Raw genomic sequence first — 19712 nt, 5'->3', positions numbered from 1 at the left:
TCCAAGGGGGTTGTTCAGGCGCCGAGCAGGGTGATGGCGGCGACGGCTTCCTCGCCCGCGTACATGCCGCCGCCGTTCTCGGCGAGGGCGACACGGGCGTGGGGAACCTGGCGGGAGCCGCACTCGCCCCTCAACTGCCGGACGAGTTCGTGGATCTGGGCCAGGCCGGAGGCACCCATGGGGTGGCCCTTGGACTCCAGGCCGCCGGAGGGGTTGACCGGGAGCCCGCCGCCGAGGGTCGTGGCACCGGAGGCGGCGAAGTCGCCGCCGCGCCCGATCGGGCAGAAGCCCATCAGCTCGGTCTGCAGCAGTTCGCCGAAGGCTGCGGCGTCGTGCACCTCGGCCACGGAGACGTCCTCGGGGCCGATCCCGGCCTCCTCGTACGCCTGTCGGGCGGCGAGGCGGCTGACCGAGGTCTCCCAGTCAGTGACCGGGCGTACGCTGCCGGTGGCGATGACGGAGGCCAGCAGCCGTACGGGCCGCGCGGTCGCGAGGCGGCGCAGGCCGGCCTCGTTGACGACGACCGTCGCGGCGGCGCCGTCGGTGAGCGGGGCACACATGGGGACGGTGAGGGGCTCGTTGACCGTGCGGGCGACGAGGATCTCCTCGGGCGTCATTGCCTTGCGGAAGTGCGCGAGGGGGTTGTCCACGGCGTGTACGTGGTTCTTCGCGGAGATCAGCGCCAGTTGTTCCTTCGTGGTGCCGAACTCACGCATGTGGGCGCGGGCGAGGGCCGCGTAGACGTCCATGAAACGGCTGCGCGGTGTCGTCCGCTCCGGTACCTCGCCGCCCAGCTCGCGCAGGACCGCGTCGACGCCGTCCGGGTCGTGGACGTCCACGCCGCCGTCGAACAGGCCGAGCATCTTCTTCTTGTCGTCGGTGTTGGTCTTCTCCACGCCGACCGCGAGCACCACGTCGGCGGCGCCGGAACGCACGTGCAGTGCGGCCTGGTGCAGCGCGGTGGCGCCAGTGGCGCAGGCGTTCTCCACGTTGACGACGGGAATCCGCTCGAAACCCATGCTCCGCAGCGCGATCTGGCCGCCGACCACGACCTGCCCCTCCAGCACGTCCTGGCAGGTGTTGCCGAAGTACGCGGCCTGTACGTCGCCGAGCACGGCACCCGCGTCCTTGAGCGCCTCGGCGACGGCGTCCCGGGCGAGGTCCTTGACCGAGGCGTCGCGGCGCACCCCGAACGCCGTCATGCCGACCCCGACGATCCAGACCCGCTCGTGGCGGCTCACGACCGGGACTCCTCGGTGACGCGGGCGAAGCCGTAGGACTCGATGGCGCCCATCAGCTCGCGGTGGCCCAGCAGCTCGGCGGGCGAGCGGAAGCCGGTGCCGTGGTAGGTGGTGCCGAGCAGGCGCATGGCCGCGTACGCCTGGATCAGGCCGGTCATCTGGTAGCCGGTGGTGCACTGGATGACGACGCGTGTGGTGACCGTGTTGCCACGGCCGACGCACCAGTCGAGGGACCGCTGGTGTTGCCGGTTCTCACGCGGCGGGCTGTCCGCGGTCATGCCGGACGCCATCTTGTCGAGTACGGGGTAGAGGGCCTCCTCGGGCAGCCACTGCAGGGAGACCTTGAACAGGCGTTCCAGGTCGACCACCCGCCGCCAGATGTCCTGGTTGCGCATCGCCACGAACATCCGGCAGTCCCGCACCCGGCGGTCGTCCCGGAAGAAGACGGGGAGCGCGGTGCCGCCCCAGTTGGTGCCGGTGAGGACGAGACCGGAGCCGGGTACGACGACGTCCTGCACGACGACGCCGTCGTACTTCTTCAGCCGTCCGTCTTCCAGGTAGTGCGCCTCGGCCCGGATCACGTCGAAGATCGACTGGGTGGAGCCGACGGTGGGGATGGCGTTGGCGTACGAGCCCAGTTCCAGGCTGTCGACGCCGGGGGTCTCCAGGCAGATGCGGGCGGCGATGTCATGGATGGCGTACTGGACGGACATGGCGCTGGAGGCGGCCCGGCCGTTCGCCGCGAACCGCGGACCCCACTCGTCGAGGAAGCGCAGCATGTGCGTCTGCTCACCGGCCGTGTCGAGGTAGTGGATCCCGGCGGCCAGGGCCGCTTCGATGACCGGCGGGGCGTAGCGCAGGAACGGGCCGACGGTGTTGCAGACGACCTGGCGGCCCTCGAAGAGCCGGGTGAGGGACTCGACCGAGCCGTCGGTCTCGGCGATCTCGTAGTCGGCGGTCTCGATGCCCGGGACCTTGTCCATCACCTCCTGCAGGCGCGCCTTGTTGCGGCCCGCGGCGACGAACGGGATGTCGTACTCGCGGAGGTACTCGGCGACCAGGCGGCCCGTGGATCCGCTGGCCCCGTAGATCACGACCGGACGACGATCGCTCACGGCTGCTCCCTTCCGTGGTGCGCCGGGAGACGTCCGGACGTCGTTCCCGACGTCGCGGCCCCGGCTTCTGTGACGGTGAGGAGAACCGTGCGTCACGGGCGGCGTCTCCGCTTGTCCCAGAGCGCAGCCGCGTTTGGCCATTTGCGCATCCACGGCTTCGCGGGAGATCACTTCCGCGATCCGCCGGCGCAGAGCGTTGCGCGAAACCGGCTCGTCCGGTTTCACTGGGCGGCGAGGAGGTGGTCCCGGATGACCGTCGCGGACACATGGTCGAGTCAGGGGCTGCCGGCGACCGCGGTGCGGGACGCCTGGAGCCAGAAGATGTCCGAGCTGCACGTGGCCTGGACGCTCTCCTTCCCCCGGCAGGAGCACTTCGACGCCGCGGTGCGCTACCGCAGGCTCGACGAGCTCACCGTGTCGGAGTTCCGGGGCGGCGGATACGCCGGGCGGCAGCGGGCCGACGCGGGCGCGGAGCCCCGGATCGGGGTGCTGCTCAACCTCAGCGGGCGACTGGTGTGCCGCCACGGCGACCGGGAGCTGCTGGTCGGTCCGGACGAACTGCTGCTGTGGGACAGCGAGATCGCCCACGGCTTCGACGCCGTCGACCCCCACCACGAGCTGTCCCTGCTCCTGCCCCGCGAACACGTTCCGCAGGGCCTGGCCGACGCGGCGGTTCGTGGCCACGGGGCCGTCTCCGTCGCCGCGGGGTCGGGTCTGACTGCGATAGCCGCCGACCAGCTGCGCGCCATCACCCGGGAGTTGGATCATGTCGGCGAAGCCGGGCTGGCGATCGCCGCGCAGAGCTTCTTCGACACCCTCGACACGGCGCTCACGCTCACGGCTCCCCGCGCTTCCTCCCCCACCGCGCGGGAGGCACTGCTGCTGCGGGCCCGCCGTTACATCGAGGACCACCTCGACGACCCCGGCCTGTGCGCCTCCTCCGTGGCCGAGGCGTTCGACGTCTCGGTCCGCACCCTGCATCTGGCGTTCGGCGACACAGGCAGCACGGTGGGGCGCTGGATCCGCGAGCGGCGCCTGAGGATCTGCTACCGGGAACTCGCCCGGGCCGGCGGCACCACGACGGTCACCGACGTGGCCTTCCGCTGGGGCTTCAACGACATGGCGCACTTCAGCCGCGCCTTCAAGCAGGCGTACGGCGTCACACCGAGCAGCGTCGCGGCCCGGCACCGGCGGGTGACCACCGGGGAGTGAGCACAGGCGGCGCGCCACACCGGGCGGACGCGCGCGTCAGGAGCCCCGACGGGCACGAGCCGGACGGTTTCCGACCGGGCCGAGATGCCGCGCCGCTCCCGGCCAGGGTCATGAGACGCCTCCGGTTCCCGCACGGACGACACGGTCTTCGGATCGTGGTCAGGACGCCGGCCCCGGCTTGCGGCTTCCGGCTTGAGTGGCCCCGCGGCCTTCCCAGAGGTCGCGCGAGACCAGGTTTCTCACCACCGTCTTCGCCGCCCGCACGGAACCAGGCCGGCCCCGAACGAGCCGAAGCGGCCGAGTGGACACTCGGCCGCTTCGGTGCGCGCCGCACAACCGGGGAGGAGGGAAGGCGACGCTGACTCGTCCGTTCGGATGTCGGCTACGCCGCGAGACGCCCCACGAGCTCCTTGGCCCTGGCGGCCGCCTGCTCAAGGGCTTCCGCCCGGGACTTCTCGCCGAGCGGGATGAGCTCCTCCATGCCGGGCATGATCTTGGCCAGCGTCAGATCGGCCACGATGAAGTGGGGCTCCACCTCCAGGGTCGCCGTCAGGACGGCCTCCAGGTAGTTGAGGACGTACTCGTAGGGCGCCCGGGGCGTGCCGGGTGCGTACGAGCCGCCGCGGCTGGTGACCACGGTGACAGGCGTGCCCTTGACCTTCGAGCTCTCGCCCCGGGCCGTGCGGCCCAGGAGGATCACGTGGTCCAGCCACGCCTTGAGGCTGGACGGGATCGAGAAGTTGTACATGGGCGCGCCGATCACGACCGCGTCCGCGCTCTCCAACTCCTCTATGAGCTGCTCCCGCAGGGCGAAGGCGGCGACCTGCTCGGGTGTGCGTTCCGCCGGGGCGGCCATGCCGGCCAGGTAGACGTCGGCCGTGATGTGCGGCACCGGGTCCGCGGCGAGGTCGCGGTAGATCACCGTGCCGGTGGGGTGCTGCTCCTCCCATGCGGCACGGAAGGCCTCCGTCACCACGCGGGACGTGGACGCCTGCCCGGGGTAGGCCGAGGAATCGATGTGCAGCAAGGTGGCCATGGCTTTTCTCCAAATGGGGGTAAGAGGTGCTGGAGTGGGCCGTCAGCGCCCGCGGACCGGCTGGTAAGCCGGCTGACCGGGGAGCGAGACGAGGAAGAGGTCGGCAGAATCCGCGGCCTTCACGGTCATCGCGGACGCGCCGCCGAGTGAGACGGTGTCGTCGGTCGTGGCACGGGTTCCGTTGACTGTGGCCTCGCCGTCGAGGACGTACACCAGGGTGAAGCGGTGCGCGCCGACGTCCAGCTGCGCCCGGGCCCCCTGTACCAGGGCGACACGACGAATCGAGAGCCCTTCGGTGAGCGCCCGTATCGGCCCGTCGCCGCCGACCTGGTCCGTGACGAGGACATCGCCGCTCGGTCGTGCCGTGAACTGCGCGGCCGGGTGGTCTGTGTAGGACGGTTCGATTCGCAGGGCGGTGTCGAATCCCGGGTCGAACCACATCTGGAACACCCGCGCGCCCTTGGTGGCGCCTTCGCGATGCCACAGACCGGAGCCCGACCGGATGATCTGGGCGTCTCCGCCCCGAAGGTCCAGCCAGCGGTCTGTCTTGGTGTCGAAGTGGCGGGTACGCCCTTCCAGGATGAACGAGATGATTTCGAATCCCTCGTGGGGGTGCAGCCCGAAGGTGAAGTCGCTCAGGAAGCGCGTGTGGGACCAGAAGAACAGTGCGGCGGACGGCTGCCCGTCAGCGGCGTGACCGCCCGCGACCACTCGGTTGGACAGTGCGTTGACCCCGAGCGCGGGTTTGGCGCGGTCCTGCCTCGGGAGCAAGGTCGCCCGGGTTGTTTCCATGGAACCAAAGCTAGAGCACACTTAGTTTCCATGTCAACAAATGCTAGAGTGACCATCATGGAACCGAGGTGGCTGGACGAGCGGGAGGAGCGGGCCTGGCGCGGCTTCCAGGACATGCGCATCAACATGACGGCGCTCCTGGCGAGGCGGCTCACCCGCAAGTGCGGCCTGAGCGAGGCCGACTACTCGGTCCTGCTCCACGTGTCGGAAGCGCCGGGGCGACGGATCCGGTCTCGGGACCTGTGCCGGATCCTGCAATGGGACCGGAGCCGTCTCTCTCGGCAGATCACCCGCATGGAGGGCCGCGGCACCATCGCGCGCGCCTCCTGCGACGACGCCCGCGGCTTCGACGTCGTGCTCACCGAGGCGGGACTCGCCGCCGTCCGGGTCGCGTCCCGTATCCAGCTCGAAGCCGTACGCCACTGTTTCGCGGACCTGCTCACCCCCGAACAGCTCGACATGTTGGGCGACATCACCGAGCTCGTGACCAAGCACCTGGCCACGGAACACGATGAGGTCCCTGCCGACTGAGGCCACGGGCCCTCTTCGGAACCGGCGAGCGGTCAGCAACGCGGCCGGGGCGTCGGCGCACCCTCGGCGCCGTATCCGCTGGTGACCTCGGAGACGACGGCGACGGCGGAACACCTCGGCCGGGATCAAGGACGACAGGCCCGCTTGCGCGTGCCGCTCCCGTGGCGGGGATCGACGCATATCGTCCAGGACTCCGCCCGCCCCGGCTCAGGCGGCGTCCGGGTGGGCCGAGACACCTGTCCGGGCAGCGATCAGCGGGCTTTCCTCGACCGCATCAGGATCGCGCACAGCAGCGCGGCGCCCGTGAAGAAGGCCGCCATGGTCAGGAACGCCGCGCTGTAGCCGTGTACGGCCGCCGCGTCACGGGAGCCGGCGTGGGAGCTGAGATATCCGGCGGCGGCCGTGCTGGCGACGGTCGACAGCAGGGCCGTACCGACGGAACCGCCGAGTTGCTGCATTACGGAGAACATGGCGGATCCCACTCCGACGTCGCCGGGGTCGAGGCCGACCAGCGCGTTGCTCATGGCGAGTGTGGTGTTGACTCCCTGGCCTATCCCGAAGAGGAACAGGGGACCCAGCACGGCGGTCCAGTACGACGAGGAGGCCTCGAGCCTGCTGAGCCACACCAGACTGGCCGCCGTGACAACGAGGCTGGTGAGAATGACCGCCTTCGGTCTGATGCGCGCCAGCCAGGCAGCGTTTCCGAGGACGTTAGACGAGACCATGACCCCGGTGATCATCGGCAGGATGCCCACGCCCGCCAGGATCGGGGACAGATGCAGGTTCTCCTGGAGGAAGAAGGTGATGAAGAAGGTGATGCCGAAGTTGCCCGTCGAGGAGGCGAAACGATTGACGTAGGCGGCGACGCGGTCACGGTCGCGCAGTACCCGCAGCGGCAGCAACGGCGCCGGCGCGACATGCTGCCGGAGCACGAAGCCCCCCAGGAGGACCGCACCGCCGAGCAACGCCCCCAGCACGACGGGCGAGGCCCAGCCACGGATCTCCGCCTGGGCGAACCCGAGAACGACGCCCAGGAGACCCGTGCACGCCAGAACGGTACCGATCAGGTCCATCCGAGGCCGGTCATTCTTCTGCGGCATCGGCAGCAGGACCCACGCGCCGAAGGCCGCCGCGACCGCGATCACTACGTTGACATACATCGTCCATCGCCAGTTGATGTACTCGGTGAGGACACCTCCCAGGACCAGACCGATCCCCCCTCCGGCGCTGACGATCGTGCCGATGATGGCGAACGCGCGTGTCCGTGACCTTCCGTCGGGGAACGTCGTGGTGATCAGGGAAAGCACGGCCGGGGCGAGCAGGGCACCCGCCGCCCCCTGCACGGCGCGTGCCACGATCAGCATGCCGAACCCGGTGGCCGCTCCGCCGGCGGCCGAGGCGGCGGCGAAGCCGATCAGGCCCGTCGTGAACGCCCTCTTGCGTCCCATCAGGTCGGTCAGACGTCCACCCAGCAGGAGCAGGCTCCCGAAGGCCAGCGCGTAGGCGGTGACGATCCACTGCCGACCGCCGCTACCGAACCCGAGGTCCGCCTGCGCCGAAGGCAGCGCGACGTTCACGATCGTGTTGTCGAGCACGACCATCAACTGCGCCGCCCCCAGCACCGCCAGGACCCACGCTCGATGGTCGGGCACTGGTGCCGACACCTCGGTCCCCGGTGGACTGCCCACGGTTTCGCCGTAGCCCGACACCTTTCCCACCGTATTCATGTGGCGCCTTCCGAGATGTGCGGACGGCGACGGCACGTACTGGCGCAGCCCACGAATGATCCAGTTCTTCCGTCGCCCGGGCACGGAGGACGCATGCTCCCCGCCCGTCGTCCCGCGCCGGCCCTCGGTCACTCGGACACCGACGGAGAGACGGACCGTCTCCCACGACACGCGGGTGCGCACGAGGCAACCCTGCGGTCACGGTGTGATGCATGGCTCAGGCAGGTGAGAACCCCGGCCCCGCCCCGGAAACCCATCAGCACCCGATCTGATCACGTCGATGCGACCACCGCGGTTCTCGCGGATACACGAAACGCCCTTGGTCCACCCCGTGGACACAGCGTGAAGGTGAAGCATTCCCGGGAGCAGGCGTGAACCCCGGGAGACAGCCCCCTGCCCCCTCATCGGTCTGCGGCGTGACCCTCATCGACGAACCTGCCGGACAGCGTGTCGCTCCCGTGGTGGCCGGCTGGCTGCGGCCCATCCCGGACGGAATGCACACACTTTTTGTTGACATAGAACCAAAGGTAGACCAGGTTCGTTTCCATGTCAACAAATCCGGAACGACGAGTGCCGAGACGGAGGATCGCGCACCCACCCTCGGGCTTTCCCCCGAGCGCCGGCTGGCGCTCCTTCCGTCCGTCGCCAAGAACGAAGGCGCCACCGTCCACAAAGCGGCCTGGGCAGGATGGACGGATGATCGACTTCGACGACGAGGCCCGGAACCACGACGCGTCCCATAGCGGTGAACCGAGAGCCCTGGCCGCGGCAGATGAGGTGTCGTGCGTGGCGACGCCGTGCAGCTGCCCTTCGCGTCGGACGGGGTGGACGCCGTCGTGATCGTGTGGTTGCTGCATCTGCTACCGGACCCCGCACCAATGCTGGCCGAGGCGGCAGGAGTGGGCGGGCCCTGCCGGCGGATTTCCCGCTCTGGCGGACCGTCTGGGGATTCAGGGCCCGCTGGGCGGCCCGCGAGGTCATCGGCCGGATCCCGGACGCCCTCGCCGCAAGGATCCGACGGGAGATGGGTAAAGGCCCCGAGCAGTCGCAAAGATCATCGATTCGCAGTCAGTCAAAAGCAGCCTCGACCGTCGGGAAGGACTCCGCCGCCGCGAAGGAAAAAGTAGCCGCACGACCCCCGTGTCCGACGCGACCGTGTCCAGCGAGGTGTGGTCGCGGACCATCGCGGCGAGAGCGACGAAGATCGCGGCCTGGAGGGTGAGGACCTCAGCGGTGGACCAGCCCAGGTGCGTCGTCGCGGCCGCGAGGAGAGCGGCAGCGGTGTACGCCGTGGCCGCGGCTGGGCACCGGCCGCGTACAAACGTGCGCTTCACCGCCTTGCCGGCGTCTGTACGCCCTCGCCCGCGTCCTGGTCCGCCGTGCGCGCCGTATCCCGTCCGGCCCTCTGCCTAAGGGGCTGCGGCTGACCACAAAGGGCGCCACCGCCGCCCTCTGGGGTGAGCGGATCGTCGGCCCACTGCGTTCGCCCCGCCCACCGTCGTCTCGGGCCCTCTGCGGCGGGGGCTCCATGTCGGGTTGCCCAAGATCGTCCTCAACCCGCATGCCCTCCGTCGGCGCCCCGGTCTGCGCGGGGCGGCGTTCGCCCGCTGTCGCAGGGTCATCGAGATCCGGGACGGAGGTCCGGCACTGCGGCCCCGGGAAGGAGGAACCGCGCCACCCCTGCGGCCGTCGACCGTGCGGCCGTTCTGGAAGCCCACGGTGATCGCCGCTGCACTGGAGGACAAGCGGGCCGGCCGGTCTCAGGGTCGCATCCGGGAGCAGAGCCTTCCGGCACCGACGGGCTGTCTCGCGTCTGGGCCGTCCAGGCCGTCCGAACACCCTGAACCATCCGGACCCTCCCGGCCCCCAAGCCCTCCCATCCGCCCGGTCCGCAGTGCGGCCGGCGTATGACCGACCATGGCGACGGCCGGCGTCGGCGTGCGAGGGCAAGGGCTCCTGCCGCCTCACCGCCCGCTCGGCGCCAGTGCCGCGTTCGGCAAGTCGTGGCCGCCCCGGAAGTAGAGCAGCGGTCCGTCCTGCCGTTCCACGCTCAGTTCCTGCACCCGGCCCACGACGATGTCGTGGTCGCCGCCGTCGTAGACCGTCTCGATGGTGCAGCCCAGCCAGGCCAGGACGCCGTCCAGCACGACGGTCCCACCGCGCGTACGACGAGAGCCGACCGCGTTGAACTTGGCGCCGGTCGTGCTGCCGAACGCCTCGCACACCGCGCGCTGGTCCTCGGCGAGGACGTTGACCCCGAAGCGGCCGGAGCCGCGGATACGCGGCCAGCTGGTCGAGCCGTGCCCGGGGCAGAACAGGACCAGGGGCGGGTCGAGGGAGAGCGAGGAGAAGGCCTGGCAGGCCAGCCCGACCGGCTCGTCGCCGTCGAGTCCGGTGATCACGGTGACGCCGGTGGCGAACTGGCCCAGGGCGGTTCGGAACGTCCGCGCGTTCACGCTCGGGCGCATCGGAACTCCTTCGGTGAGTGGTGAGGGGTTCGGCTCAGTCGTAGACGACCTCGACGTGGTCGGACAGGGGTACCGCCTGGCAGGCCAGGACGTAGCCCTCGGCGAGGTCCTCCTCCTCCAGCACGGCGTTGCGCAGCATCTTCACCTCTCCCTCGACGACCCGGCAGGCACAGGCGCTGCACGCGCCCTCCCGGCAGGAGAACGGTGCGTCGAGGTCGCGGGCGCGCAGGAGGTCGAGCAGCGTCGTCCGGGCGGGCCACGGCAGGGTCCGTCGCTCGCCGTCGAGCCGGACGGTCACGGTGGCGGCGCCCGCCTCGTCGTCGGCAGGTGTTGCCGGCGCCCTGATCAGGCCTGCGAACGGGTCGGCCGCGAGAGAGCGGTACTCCTCGGTGAGCACCCTGGACCGGGGCATCCCCAGCCGCTCCAGCGCTTCTGCCGCCGCTCGCATGTAGGGCCCCGGCCCGCAGAGCAGGGCGGCGTCGGCGCCCGCCCAGGGCCGGGACAGCGCGGCCAGCCGGGCGGGGTCGGGCAGGCCGTGGAGCGTCTCCAGCCAGTGGACCACCCGGATCCGGTCCGGGTGTTCCTCGGTCAGGCGGCGCAGTTCGGCGGCGAAGATCACCGACCGTTCGTCGCGGTTGGCGTACACCAGCACGGCCGTACCGTCTTCGCGGGCCCGTGCCCGCAGGATCGACATCACCGGAGTGATGCCGCTGCCCGCCGCGAAGAGCAGCAGGTCGCGCCGGTCCGGCGCGGGAGTGAACCGGCCGGCCGGGGCGAGGGTGTCGACGGTGTCGCCGCGGCGGAGCCGGTCGCAGATCCAGTTCGAGGCGACGCCACCGGGCACCCGTTTGACCGTGACGGTCGGGCGGGCGTCGCCGGGGGCGCTGGACAGCGAATAGCAGCGGGCCACCCAGCCGTCCGGTGCCGGTATCCGCAGGGTGAGGAACTGCCCCGGACGGTAACGGAGTTCGTCCCCTTCCAGCACCTCGAAGGAGACGGAGACCGCTTCGTCCGTCTCCGGGGTCACCTCGGCGACACGCAGGGTGCGGAGCGGGGCGGTCACGGGTCGACCACTGTCAGCCGGCCCGTGCGTACGGCCTGTTCGATCGTCGCTCGCAGCCGGGTACAGGTGGGGATCACCGCCGTGCGCGGCGGTCCGTCCCCTGCGCGCACCTCCGCGAACTCGGCACAGCCTTCGGCTCCGTCGGGCCACTGCACGGAGGTCTGCGCCAAGCTGCTCTTGCGCACCAGCACCGTGGTGGCACAGCTTTCGCAGGACAGGACCTGCACCTGGGAGGTCCGCACCGGGTCCGCCAGCGGGACCCGCGCGTCGGCGCTCACGCGGGCCGGAGCGGCACGCCGCCCTGGCGCTTGAGGTTCTCCTCGACCTGGCCGGTCCAGAACTCCACGGCACGTTCGGTGTCGAGTTCGAACTCGAAACGGTTGGTCATCTCCGGGGTGACGTCCTCCACGTCGACGTAGAACTGCTCGTACCAGCGCCGGAGCTGGTAGACCGGGCCGTCCTCCTCGCACAGCAGCGGGTTGTCGATCCGGGTCTTGTTCTGCCAGATGGCGACGTCCTGGAGGAAGCCGGCCTCGACGCCCTTCGCGGTCGCCTGGGCGATCTGCTGCGCCACCTCGTCCGGCTGGCCGGGCTGTTTCTTGACGATGCAGCCCCACTGCAGCACGAAACTGGTCGGGCTCACCGGGTAGTGGCAGTTGATGAGGACGGTCTCGGTCTCGATGAGACCGTTGGAGCCGTACAGCCAGTCGATCATGTACGACGGTCCGAAGTAGGTCGCCTCGGAGCGGCTGACGCGCTTCTGCTCGCCCTCCGCCTTGGAGTAGGTGGTGCCGAGGTTGACGTCGTCGCGGGCGGTGGAGTTCATGTACTGGGTGGCCAGGTGGCCCTCGAACACGTTCTTGAAGTACACGGGGAACGAGTAGTGCACGTAGAAGAAGTGGGCCATGTCGACCACGTTGTCCACGATCTCACGGCAGTTGGAGCCCTCGATCAGGAGCGAGTTCCAGGTCCAGTCCGACCACTCGTCGGTGAAGGCCCCGTCGACGCGCGGGATGTCCATTTCGGGCGGTGGCGGGTTGCCCTGCGGGTCGTGGTACACGAAGAGCTGTTTGTTCTGCTCCAGGACCGGCCAGGACTTGGTGCGGGCGCGTACCGGGACGCGTTTGGAGTACGGGATGCTCGCGCAGCGGCCGTTGCCGGACCAGCGCCAGTCGTGGAAGGGGCAGGCGATCTCGTCGCCCTTGACCGTTCCCTGGGTCAGGTCGCCGCCCATGTGCGGGCAGTAGCCGTTGAGGACGCGCAGTTCGCCGCCGCTGTCGGCGAAGACCACGAGCTTGGTGCCGAACGCCTGGACCGCGTGCGGCCTGCCGTCCCGGAAGCTGTCGGCGAGGCCCAGGCAGTGCCAGCCCCGCGCGTACCGGACGGGCGGCGCTCCCACCTCGATGACGCGGACCTGCTCGCCCGACTCGGCTGTTGTCATCGGTCCTCCATGATGTGCGCGGCGACGGCGCTCGGCGCGGCGGCGCACACCTCGTCGGCTGTGCGGCGCCGCCTTCGATCGTCATCGTGCGAACCGGACCCGCACCCCCAAAGGCCCGCTCCCGCTGACCGGGATGGAGGGGGGAGACACCCACGGGCGACGCTCGTGGTGCGAGCACTCCGGACGCCGGGAGAAGGGGACGGCCGGCTCGTGCACACGGCGGTCCCGTTCAGCGGGAGACGCATGCGGGGACCGTTCCCGCCCGGGCCTAGCGTCGGGCCGACCGGGCGACGGTGCCGCGGGGAGCCGTATCCGCGGGGCCGGTTCGCGGCGAGGATCGGGAGGTTGGGATGGCGCACGAGGTGGTCCACCGGGTCGAGGAGGCCGCGACGCTGCTGGCGGCGACGGCCGAGCAGACGGAGAGCCTGGGACGGCTGTCGGACGAGAGTGTCAAACTGATCCGTCAGGCGGGCGTGATGCGGCTGTTGCAGCCGACGGACTTCGGCGGCTACGCGGCTCATCCGAGGGACTTCGCCGAGGCGGTCATGGCGGTCGCCCGGCACTGTGGTTCCACCGGCTGGGTGTGCGGCGTCGGCGGCGTCCATCCGTGGGAGATGGCCGTGATGGACCGTCGGCTGCAGGCGGAGGTGTGGGGCGAGGACCCGGACACCTGGATCGCCTCGCCGTATGCGGCCCAGGGCATCGCCACACCGGTCGACGGCGGGTACACGCTGAGGGGCCACTGGAACTTCTCCTCCGGGACCGACCACTGCGACTGGGTGTTCCTGGGCGCGCTGGTCGGCGGCCCGGACGGCAAGCCGCAGCAGCCGATGAAGATGCTGCACGTGGTCCTGCCCCGATCCGACTACACGATCGTGCCGGACTCCTGGGACGTGATCGGCCTGTGCGGCACGGGCAGCAAGGACGTCGTCGTGGACGGCGCCTTCGTGCCCGCCTACCGGACCATCGAGATGGCGGACGTCGCGGAGGGCCAGACGGCGGCGGAACGGGCGGGTCGTTCCGAGACGGTGTACCGGCTGCCGTTCTGGGCGATGTTCCCGCTGGGCATCACGGCGGCGGTGGTGGGCATCGCCGAGGGCGCGCTCGCGGCACATCTCGACTACCAGCGCGACCGAGTCACGGCGATGGGCACGAAGATCAAGGACGATCCGTACGTGCTGTCCGCGATCGCGGAGGCGGCCGCCGAGATCGGCGCGTCCCGCACCCAGCTCCTCGACGGGATCAGCCGGTTGTACGACCGGGCCGAGGCCGGGCAGCCGGTCACCTTCGAGGACCGGGCGGTCGTACGTCGCAACCAGATCCGGTGTGCCTGGCGCGCTGTCGGCGCGGTCGACGAGATCTTCGCCCGCTCCGGGGGGAACGCGGTACGCCGGCACAACGTCATGCAGCGCTTCTGGCGCGACGCGCACGTCGGCCTCCAGCACGCCATCCACACCCCCGGGGCGATCTACCACTCCGCCGCGCTCACCTCCCTGGGCGTCGAGCCGGAGGGGGCACTGCGGGCCCTCATCTGAGTACGCGCCGCACCGCACCACGAAGAGACGTCAGGCAGACAGAGAAGAAGAGGGAAACTTCATGGGCGACATCAGCTCGCTGGGCTACGTCCGGGTCCGGACCGCCGACATGGCACCGTGGCGGGCCTTCGCCTTCGAGACGGCGGGGTTCGCCGAGGGAAGCGGTCCGGAGACCGACGCGCTGTACCTGCGTGCGGACGAACGCGGCGGCCGGATCGTGATCCTGCCCGGCGGCGAGGACCGGGTCGAGGCGGTGGGCTGGGAGGTGCGTGACCATCTCGCGCTCGGCCGGGTCCAGGCCGCCGTGGAGACAGCGGGCATCGCCGCCAAGCCGCTGTCGCAGCAGGAGTGCGACCTGCGCCGGGTGGAGGCGGCCATCGCCTTCGAGGCGCCCGGCGGAACGCCCGTGGAGATCTTCCACGGGCCCGCCCTGGACCACGGCCCCCTCGCCACCCCGTACGGCAACCGCTTCGTGACCGGCAAGCTGGGAGCGGGCCATGTCGTGGTCCCCGTGGGCGATCTGGACGGCGCCTACCGCTTCTACACCGAGACGCTGGACTTCCTGCCGCGCGGCGCGTTCCGGCTGCCCGCCCCGCCCGAGTTCGGGCCGGTCAGGCTGCGCTTCCTCGGGGTCAACGCCCGCCACCACAGCCTCGCCCTGCTCCCCTCACCGGAGCTGAAGGCGCCGGCGCTGGTGCACATCATGGTCGAGTGCGAGACCCTCGATGAGGTCGGGCGGGCTCTCGACCGGGTCCTGAAGGCCGGCTACCACGTGTCGTCCACACTGGGCCGGCACACCAACGACAAGATGGTCTCCTTCTACGTGCGCACCCCCGGCGGCTGGGACCTGGAGATCGGCTGCGAGGGCCTGCTCGTCGACGAGGACTCCTACACCGCCGAGGAGATCACGGCGGACAGTTACTGGGGGCACAGCTGGGACTTCGGCGCCTGACGCCCGGTCGCGTCCACGGCACACCACGGCCCGGGAGGCCGCCGCCTCCCGGGCGGTTCCGTTGAACGGGACCTCGCCTCGCCCGCACCGGGTCCGGACTCGGAGGATCGAGCGGCACGAGGTCGACACCAGCACGGAGGTCCCGCATGACCACGACTCCCACGACTCCCGAACCCCGTCCCTCCACCGGCCGGGACTCCGCACAGCGCGGCGCCGGCGCGTGGGACGAGGAGGTCGACCTGCTCGTGGTCGGCAGTGGCGCGGCCGGTATGGTCGGGGCCATCGCCGCGCACGACGCCGGGCTGACGGCCCTCGTGGTGGAGAAGGCCGACGTGTTCGGTGGTTCGACCGCGCTGTCCGGTGGCGGTATCTGGATCCCCGACAACCCGACGCTGCGGGCGGCCGGCCGGGGGGACTCGCGTACCGAGGTGCGGCGGTACCTCCAGGCGGTGGTCGGCGACCGTGTCCCGGCAGACCGGCTCGACGTCTACGCGCGGCGCGGACCCGAGGTCCTGGAGATGCTGCACCGCGTCAGCCGCCACATGGAGTTCAGCTGGTGCCCCGGCTACTCGGACTACCACCCGGAGGAGCCGGGCGGACGGCCCCTGGGCCGGACCATCGAACCCCGCCCGATCGACGGACGGTTGCTCGGCGAGGACGAACCGCATCTCAAGGGCCTGGACGTGCCCGCACCGATGGGCCTGTGGCTCACGGGTTACGAGGCACGGGTGCTGATGATGCTCCAACGTGACTGGAGGTCCTGGCGGATGCTCCCGGTGGCCGGCTGGCGTGTGGTGTCCAACGTCTTCCGCCGCCGCCGGATGAAGACGCTCGGCGCGGCGCTGATCGCCCGGCTGCGTCTGACCATGAAGGACCTCGGCATCCCGCTGTGGCTGCGGGCGCCGGTGACACGTCTCGTCCTGGAGGACGGGCGGGTGACCGGTGCCGTGGTCGGGCGGGACGGCGGCGAGCTGCGGGTGCGCGCCCGGCACGGCGTGCTGCTCGCCACCGGCGGCTTCGACCACGACATGGAGATGCGCAAGGCGCACCTGCCCGAAGCGGGTCGCCCGGACTACAGCATGGGCGCGCCCACGAACACCGGCGACGGCCATCGTCTCGGCGAACAGGTGGAGGCCGATACCGACCTGATGGACGACGCGTGGTGGATGCCGGGCGTTGCCCTGCCGGAGGGGGGCGTCTTCCCGCTGGTCTCCGAGCGCTGCATCCCGCCGATGGTCATCGTGAACGCCGAGGGCCGCCGGTTCGCCAACGAGTCGGCTCCGTACGTGAACTTCGTGCACGCCCAGCTCGACGGCGGCCACATCCCGGCGTACGAGATCTTCGACGCGAAGGCGCGCCGCCGCTACCAGTTCGCGGGTGTGCTGCCCGGCAAGGACTTCCCGCCGGAGTGGTACCACACCGGTCTGGCCGCCAAGGCGGAGAGTCTGACCGCGCTGGCCGACGCGGTCGGGGTGCCTGCGGACGCGCTGCAGCAGACCGTGGAGCGTTTCAACACCTTCGCCCGGGAGGGGAAGGACCGCGACTTCGGCCGGGGCGACAGCTCGTACGACCACTACTACGGCGACCCGACCCTGCCCAACCCGGTCCTCGACACCATCGACTCCGGGCCCTACTACGCCATCCGGATCGAGGCCGGTGACCTGGGCACGAAGGGCGGTCTGGTCACCGACCCGGCGGGGCGGGTGCTGCGGAAGGACGGAGGAGCGGTGGAGGGGCTTTACGCCTCCGGCAACGTGTCCGCCTCGGTGATGGGAAACGACTACGCGGGCGCGGGGGCGACGATCGGGCCCGCCATGGTGTTCGCCCACCTCGCGGTGGAGCACGCGGCCGGGCGGGCGCCGCAGTCGGCAGCGGCGGACTGAGCGAAGCTGTTCCGGCGCCGACGGGTGTTCATCCCGTCGGCGCCTCTTCTGCCAGCAGCCGCCGTGCCGCCAGGGTGATCTGCTGTCGGCCTTCGCCGGGAGTGGTCCGTCCGCTGAGGCAGGACACAAGTACGCCCCACCAGCTGTACACCAGCATCCGGACGGCTGTGTCCAGCTGGGGGCCGGGCTCCTCCACGCCGAGCGTACGCAGGGTCGCCCGGTAGATGTGGGCCTCGGCCATCGGCGCGTGCGGCTCCGACGGGTCGCAGTAGTCGACAGTGGTCGCCCGCACCATCGACCCGCACAGCAGCGGCTGTTCGACGAGGCGACGGGTGAGGGCCGCGAGCCGCTCACCCACCTTCCCCACACCGTCCCCGCTCTCGGTGGACCACTCCTCCGCGACGAAGCGTGCGACCCGGTCGTTGAACAACGCGGTGAACAGCCGTGCCTTGGACGGGAAGTAGCGGTACAGGGTGCCGAGCGCCACGTCGGCGACGCGGGCGATCTCCTGCATCTGCACCTGCTCGTACGCCGTCCCGGCCCCGAGCTCGGCGGCGGCGGCCAGCATCCGGTCCCAGCGCTCGTTCTGACGCTCGGACGAGGGCGCTGCCGCTGCCTTGCGCACCTCGGCGACTCGTGGCATCGGTCCCCCTGTCTGTCGGTTCTGCGGGCGCGGCGATCGGCCTGTTCCAGGATAGGGGCCGCTCCGTCGGCGTCCCGAAGCGTGCGGTGGTCTCAGGCCTCGTCGCCGGGTCGGGTGAGGAAGGCGAGTACGGCGCTCTCCCAGGCGGCCTGCTGCTCGATCATCACCCAGTGACCGCACCGGGGCAGGACATGCAGCTCCGCGCTCGGCATGGTGCGCATGGGCAGCAGGGCCATGTCCAGCGGGCTGACCCGGTCGTCACGGCCCCAGGTGATGAGTGTGGGGGCGGTGACCTTGTGCAGCATGGCCCAGTACGGCGGCCGGTCGCTCGCCTCCGAGGCCGCGAAGCCCGCCGCGATCGCCTTGCGCCCGTACATCCGCCGGGCCGCCGCGAGGGTGTCCGGGTCGGTGGCCTGTGTCCAGCGCTCCTCCACCATCTGGTCGGTGACGACAGCCGGGTCGTACACCATCGAGTGCATCCAGCGCACCAGGGCTTCCCGGGTCGGGTTCTCGGTGAAGTCCACCAGCAGGTTGATGCCCTCGCCCGGTGCGGGGCCGAACAGGTTGCGGCCGATGCCGCCGACGGTCACGATGCGCCGGAACAGGCCGGGCCGGGCGATCGCCAGGTTCACCGCGACGATACCGCCCATGGAGTTGCCCACCACGTCGACCCGGTCCAGGCCGAGTCCGCCGAGGAAGCGCGACACGGCCTTCGGCGCGGCCGCCATCGGGTGCTCGTCGGTCGGATCGCTCACCCCGAACCCCGGGAACTCCAGGACGAGGCAGCGGAAGTGCTCGGCGAACGCGGCCAGGTTGCCCCGGTAGTTGCGCCAACCGGTCACCCCGGGGCCGGAGCCGTGCAGCAGCAGCAGGGGCGGGCCGTCGCCGACCTCGTGATAGCGCAACACCCCTTCTTCCGTCGGGAGTTCACGCAAGGTCTCGGCATAGTCGGGTGTTCGGTCCGTCACCTCGGTCATGGTCCTCGCCACCTCCGGCGTCGGCTTCGCTGTCGTCAGGGACGCTAACCAGGCGCCCGGTGAGCAGCAGCACACACATCCCGGCCAGCGGGACCCGCACCGGTCGTGGCCCCGCTCGGCCGCCGGCCGCCCCGACCGGGGAGAAGGGGCTGCGGCCCGGTCCGGGTGCGGCGGCCTGGCAGGTGCCGGCCCGGTCGGATCCGCGCCGGGAAACCGCTACCCCACAGTGGCGACGGACCGCCCGTCCGAAGCGCGAAGGGCGGACTGTGGGCCGGACCGGGAGCGGCGGGCCGGCAGGGCCGCGGACGGCATCCGGGGCAGGCCGGCGAGTTCGTCCACGATGTGGCGGGCAGCGGCGAGCGCGAGCGGCGCGAACCGTTCGAGCGGCGCGTCGGCCTCGCCGACAACGGAGAGAGCGCCCAGGGGCCCGGCGGCGCCGCGCAGGGCGACGCCCACACAGCCGACGCTGCCGAAACACTCTCCCCGCTCGTAGGCGAGGCCGTGCCGGTCCCGGACACGGCTGAGTTCCTGGTGCAGCCGGTCCCGGCTGGTGATGCTGCTGCCCGTGCGGGCCGGGACGCCTTCGGCGTACTCGTATTCGATCTGGTCCGGTGTCAGCCAAGCGAGCATGGCCTTGCCGAGCGCCGTGCAGTGGGCCGGAGCGCGTCCGCCGACCCGGGACGGCACGTCGACGGCGGACCGGCCTCCGACCTTGTCCAGGTAGTAGATCTCGGTGTCCTCCAGGACCGCGAGGTGCACCACCATCCCTGTGCGGACGGCGAGTTGATGGAGCGCGGGAGCCGCGGCGGCGCGCAGCGCGCTGTGGCCGGTGTCCCGGCCACCGAGACCGAGGGCCCGGGGGCCGAGCCGGTAGCCCGTCGTCATGTGCTCCAGCCAGCCCACGCCCACGAGTTGGTCGAGGATCCGGTGCGAGGTGGAACGCGGCAGGCCCGTGCGGCCGGCGACGTCCTCCAGACTCAGATGGGCGTACGGACGGTCGAAGAGATCCATGATCAGCGTGATCCGCTCGACCATCGAAGGGGGCAGCGCCTCCCGCTCAAGGGTGGACCCGGCAATCCCGCTCAGCGCTGAGTTC

At 70.9% G+C, this 19712-nt stretch carries 18 protein-coding genes and 2 pseudogenes; 8 read left to right on the top strand and 12 right to left on the bottom strand.

Going from position 1 to position 19712, the window contains the following annotated elements:
- Positions 1 to 14: 14 nt before the first annotated feature.
- Together ACIRF9_RS35460 and ACIRF9_RS35455 are read right to left on the bottom strand one after the other, a co-directional pair.
- A complete protein-coding gene (locus ACIRF9_RS35460) occupies positions 15 to 1241 on the bottom strand; it encodes a thiolase family protein (protein WP_403830780.1) in 1227 nt (408 codons plus the stop codon).
- Positions 1238 to 2356, bottom strand: coding sequence for a saccharopine dehydrogenase family protein (locus ACIRF9_RS35455; RefSeq protein ID WP_403830778.1), 1119 nt, complete (start codon positions 2354 to 2356; stop codon positions 1238 to 1240). Before ACIRF9_RS35455 ends, ACIRF9_RS35460 begins: the two co-directional genes overlap by 4 nt.
- A 249-nt stretch (positions 2357 to 2605) precedes the next feature.
- Between ACIRF9_RS35455 and ACIRF9_RS35450 the strand changes: the two genes are divergently transcribed.
- Entirely contained in the window at positions 2606 to 3568 is a 963-nt protein-coding gene (locus tag ACIRF9_RS35450) for a helix-turn-helix domain-containing protein (protein ID WP_403830776.1), read from the top strand.
- A 382-nt stretch (positions 3569 to 3950) separates the two neighbouring features.
- Here the strand turns inward: ACIRF9_RS35450 and ACIRF9_RS35445 are convergent, their stop codons facing one another.
- Positions 3951 to 4604, bottom strand: a complete 654-nt coding sequence (locus tag ACIRF9_RS35445; protein WP_403830773.1) for an FMN-dependent NADH-azoreductase — start codon at positions 4602 to 4604, stop codon at positions 3951 to 3953.
- Between the two features lie 42 nt (positions 4605 to 4646).
- Positions 4647 to 5396, bottom strand: a complete 750-nt coding sequence (locus ACIRF9_RS35440; RefSeq protein ID WP_403830770.1) for a pirin family protein — start codon at positions 5394 to 5396, stop codon at positions 4647 to 4649.
- A 57-nt stretch (positions 5397 to 5453) separates the two neighbouring features.
- Between ACIRF9_RS35440 and ACIRF9_RS35435 the strand changes: the two genes are divergently transcribed.
- Positions 5454 to 5927, top strand: coding sequence for a MarR family winged helix-turn-helix transcriptional regulator (locus ACIRF9_RS35435; RefSeq protein ID WP_403830767.1), 474 nt, complete (start codon positions 5454 to 5456; stop codon positions 5925 to 5927).
- A gap of 251 nt (positions 5928 to 6178) precedes the next feature.
- On the opposite strand, the gene ACIRF9_RS35430 is transcribed toward ACIRF9_RS35435, so the two are convergent.
- A complete protein-coding gene (locus tag ACIRF9_RS35430) occupies positions 6179 to 7579 on the bottom strand; it encodes an MFS transporter (protein WP_403830764.1) in 1401 nt (466 codons plus the stop codon).
- An 857-nt stretch (positions 7580 to 8436) separates the two neighbouring features.
- On the opposite strand from ACIRF9_RS35430, the pseudogene ACIRF9_RS35425 reads away from it, so the two are divergent.
- The 3 genes and pseudogenes from ACIRF9_RS35425 to ACIRF9_RS35415 form a co-directional block, all read left to right on the top strand.
- Positions 8437 to 8499 (top strand): annotated as a pseudogene (locus ACIRF9_RS35425) (hypothetical protein); the annotation flags it as partial.
- Positions 8500 to 8546: 47 nt separating this feature from the next.
- Positions 8547 to 8759: pseudogene (locus tag ACIRF9_RS35420) on the top strand (IS5/IS1182 family transposase); the annotation flags it as partial.
- Positions 8760 to 9166: 407 nt separating this feature from the next.
- Positions 9167 to 9565, top strand: coding sequence for a DUF6545 domain-containing protein (locus ACIRF9_RS35415; protein WP_403830923.1), 399 nt, complete (start codon positions 9167 to 9169; stop codon positions 9563 to 9565).
- A gap of 53 nt (positions 9566 to 9618) precedes the next feature.
- Here the strand turns inward: ACIRF9_RS35415 and ACIRF9_RS35410 are convergent, their stop codons facing one another.
- The 4 genes from ACIRF9_RS35410 to ACIRF9_RS35395 are packed head-to-tail and all read right to left on the bottom strand — an operon-like array spanning position 9619 to position 12626.
- Positions 9619 to 10122, bottom strand: coding sequence for a flavin reductase family protein (locus tag ACIRF9_RS35410; RefSeq protein ID WP_403830761.1), 504 nt, complete (start codon positions 10120 to 10122; stop codon positions 9619 to 9621).
- Between the two features lie 34 nt (positions 10123 to 10156).
- Positions 10157 to 11185, bottom strand: coding sequence for a 2Fe-2S iron-sulfur cluster-binding protein (locus tag ACIRF9_RS35405; protein ID WP_403830759.1), 1029 nt, complete (start codon positions 11183 to 11185; stop codon positions 10157 to 10159).
- On the bottom strand, positions 11182 to 11463 hold the full coding sequence (locus ACIRF9_RS35400) for a hypothetical protein (protein WP_403830756.1): 282 nt from the start codon (positions 11461 to 11463) through the stop codon (positions 11182 to 11184). Before ACIRF9_RS35400 ends, ACIRF9_RS35405 begins: the two co-directional genes overlap by 4 nt.
- Positions 11460 to 12626: a Rieske 2Fe-2S domain-containing protein gene (locus ACIRF9_RS35395; protein WP_403830753.1), complete on the bottom strand. Its 1167-nt coding sequence runs from the start codon at positions 12624 to 12626 to the stop codon at positions 11460 to 11462. The genes ACIRF9_RS35400 and ACIRF9_RS35395 overlap by 4 nt, the downstream gene beginning before the upstream one ends.
- A 350-nt stretch (positions 12627 to 12976) precedes the next feature.
- Here ACIRF9_RS35395 and ACIRF9_RS35390 point away from each other — a divergent pair, with 350 nt between their 5' ends.
- The 3 genes from ACIRF9_RS35390 (at position 12977) to ACIRF9_RS35380 (ending at position 16996) form a co-directional block, all read left to right on the top strand.
- Positions 12977 to 14161 carry an acyl-CoA dehydrogenase family protein gene (locus tag ACIRF9_RS35390; protein WP_403830750.1) on the top strand — a complete coding sequence of 395 codons (1185 nt, stop codon included), beginning with the start codon at positions 12977 to 12979 and terminating at the stop codon, positions 14159 to 14161.
- A 61-nt stretch (positions 14162 to 14222) separates the two neighbouring features.
- Positions 14223 to 15113: a VOC family protein gene (locus ACIRF9_RS35385; RefSeq protein WP_403830747.1), complete on the top strand. Its 891-nt coding sequence runs from the start codon at positions 14223 to 14225 to the stop codon at positions 15111 to 15113.
- A gap of 146 nt (positions 15114 to 15259) precedes the next feature.
- The gene (locus tag ACIRF9_RS35380) at positions 15260 to 16996 is read left to right on the top strand and encodes an FAD-binding protein (protein ID WP_403830745.1); all 1737 of its coding nucleotides are present in this window, start codon (positions 15260 to 15262) and stop codon (positions 16994 to 16996) included.
- Between the two features lie 28 nt (positions 16997 to 17024).
- Here ACIRF9_RS35380 and ACIRF9_RS35375 read toward each other — a convergent pair whose 3' ends face one another.
- The 3 genes from ACIRF9_RS35375 to ACIRF9_RS35365 all read right to left on the bottom strand — a co-directional run bounded on the left by ACIRF9_RS35375 (position 17025) and on the right by ACIRF9_RS35365 (position 19651).
- Positions 17025 to 17639, bottom strand: coding sequence for a TetR/AcrR family transcriptional regulator (locus ACIRF9_RS35375; protein ID WP_403830742.1), 615 nt, complete (start codon positions 17637 to 17639; stop codon positions 17025 to 17027).
- Between the two features lie 92 nt (positions 17640 to 17731).
- On the bottom strand, positions 17732 to 18616 hold the full coding sequence (locus tag ACIRF9_RS35370; protein WP_403830739.1) for an alpha/beta fold hydrolase: 885 nt from the start codon (positions 18614 to 18616) through the stop codon (positions 17732 to 17734).
- Between the two features lie 216 nt (positions 18617 to 18832).
- The gene (locus ACIRF9_RS35365; protein WP_403830921.1) at positions 18833 to 19651 is read right to left on the bottom strand and encodes an IclR family transcriptional regulator; all 819 of its coding nucleotides are present in this window, start codon (positions 19649 to 19651) and stop codon (positions 18833 to 18835) included.
- Positions 19652 to 19712: the final 61 nt, after the last annotated feature.

This window comes from Streptomyces sp. NPDC096132, assembly GCF_044763345.1.
Taxonomy (GTDB): Bacteria; Actinomycetota; Actinomycetes; order Streptomycetales; family Streptomycetaceae; genus Streptomyces.
The sequence above is the reverse complement of the archived record's forward strand: the minus strand, read 5'-3'. Positions and strand labels throughout refer to the sequence as shown.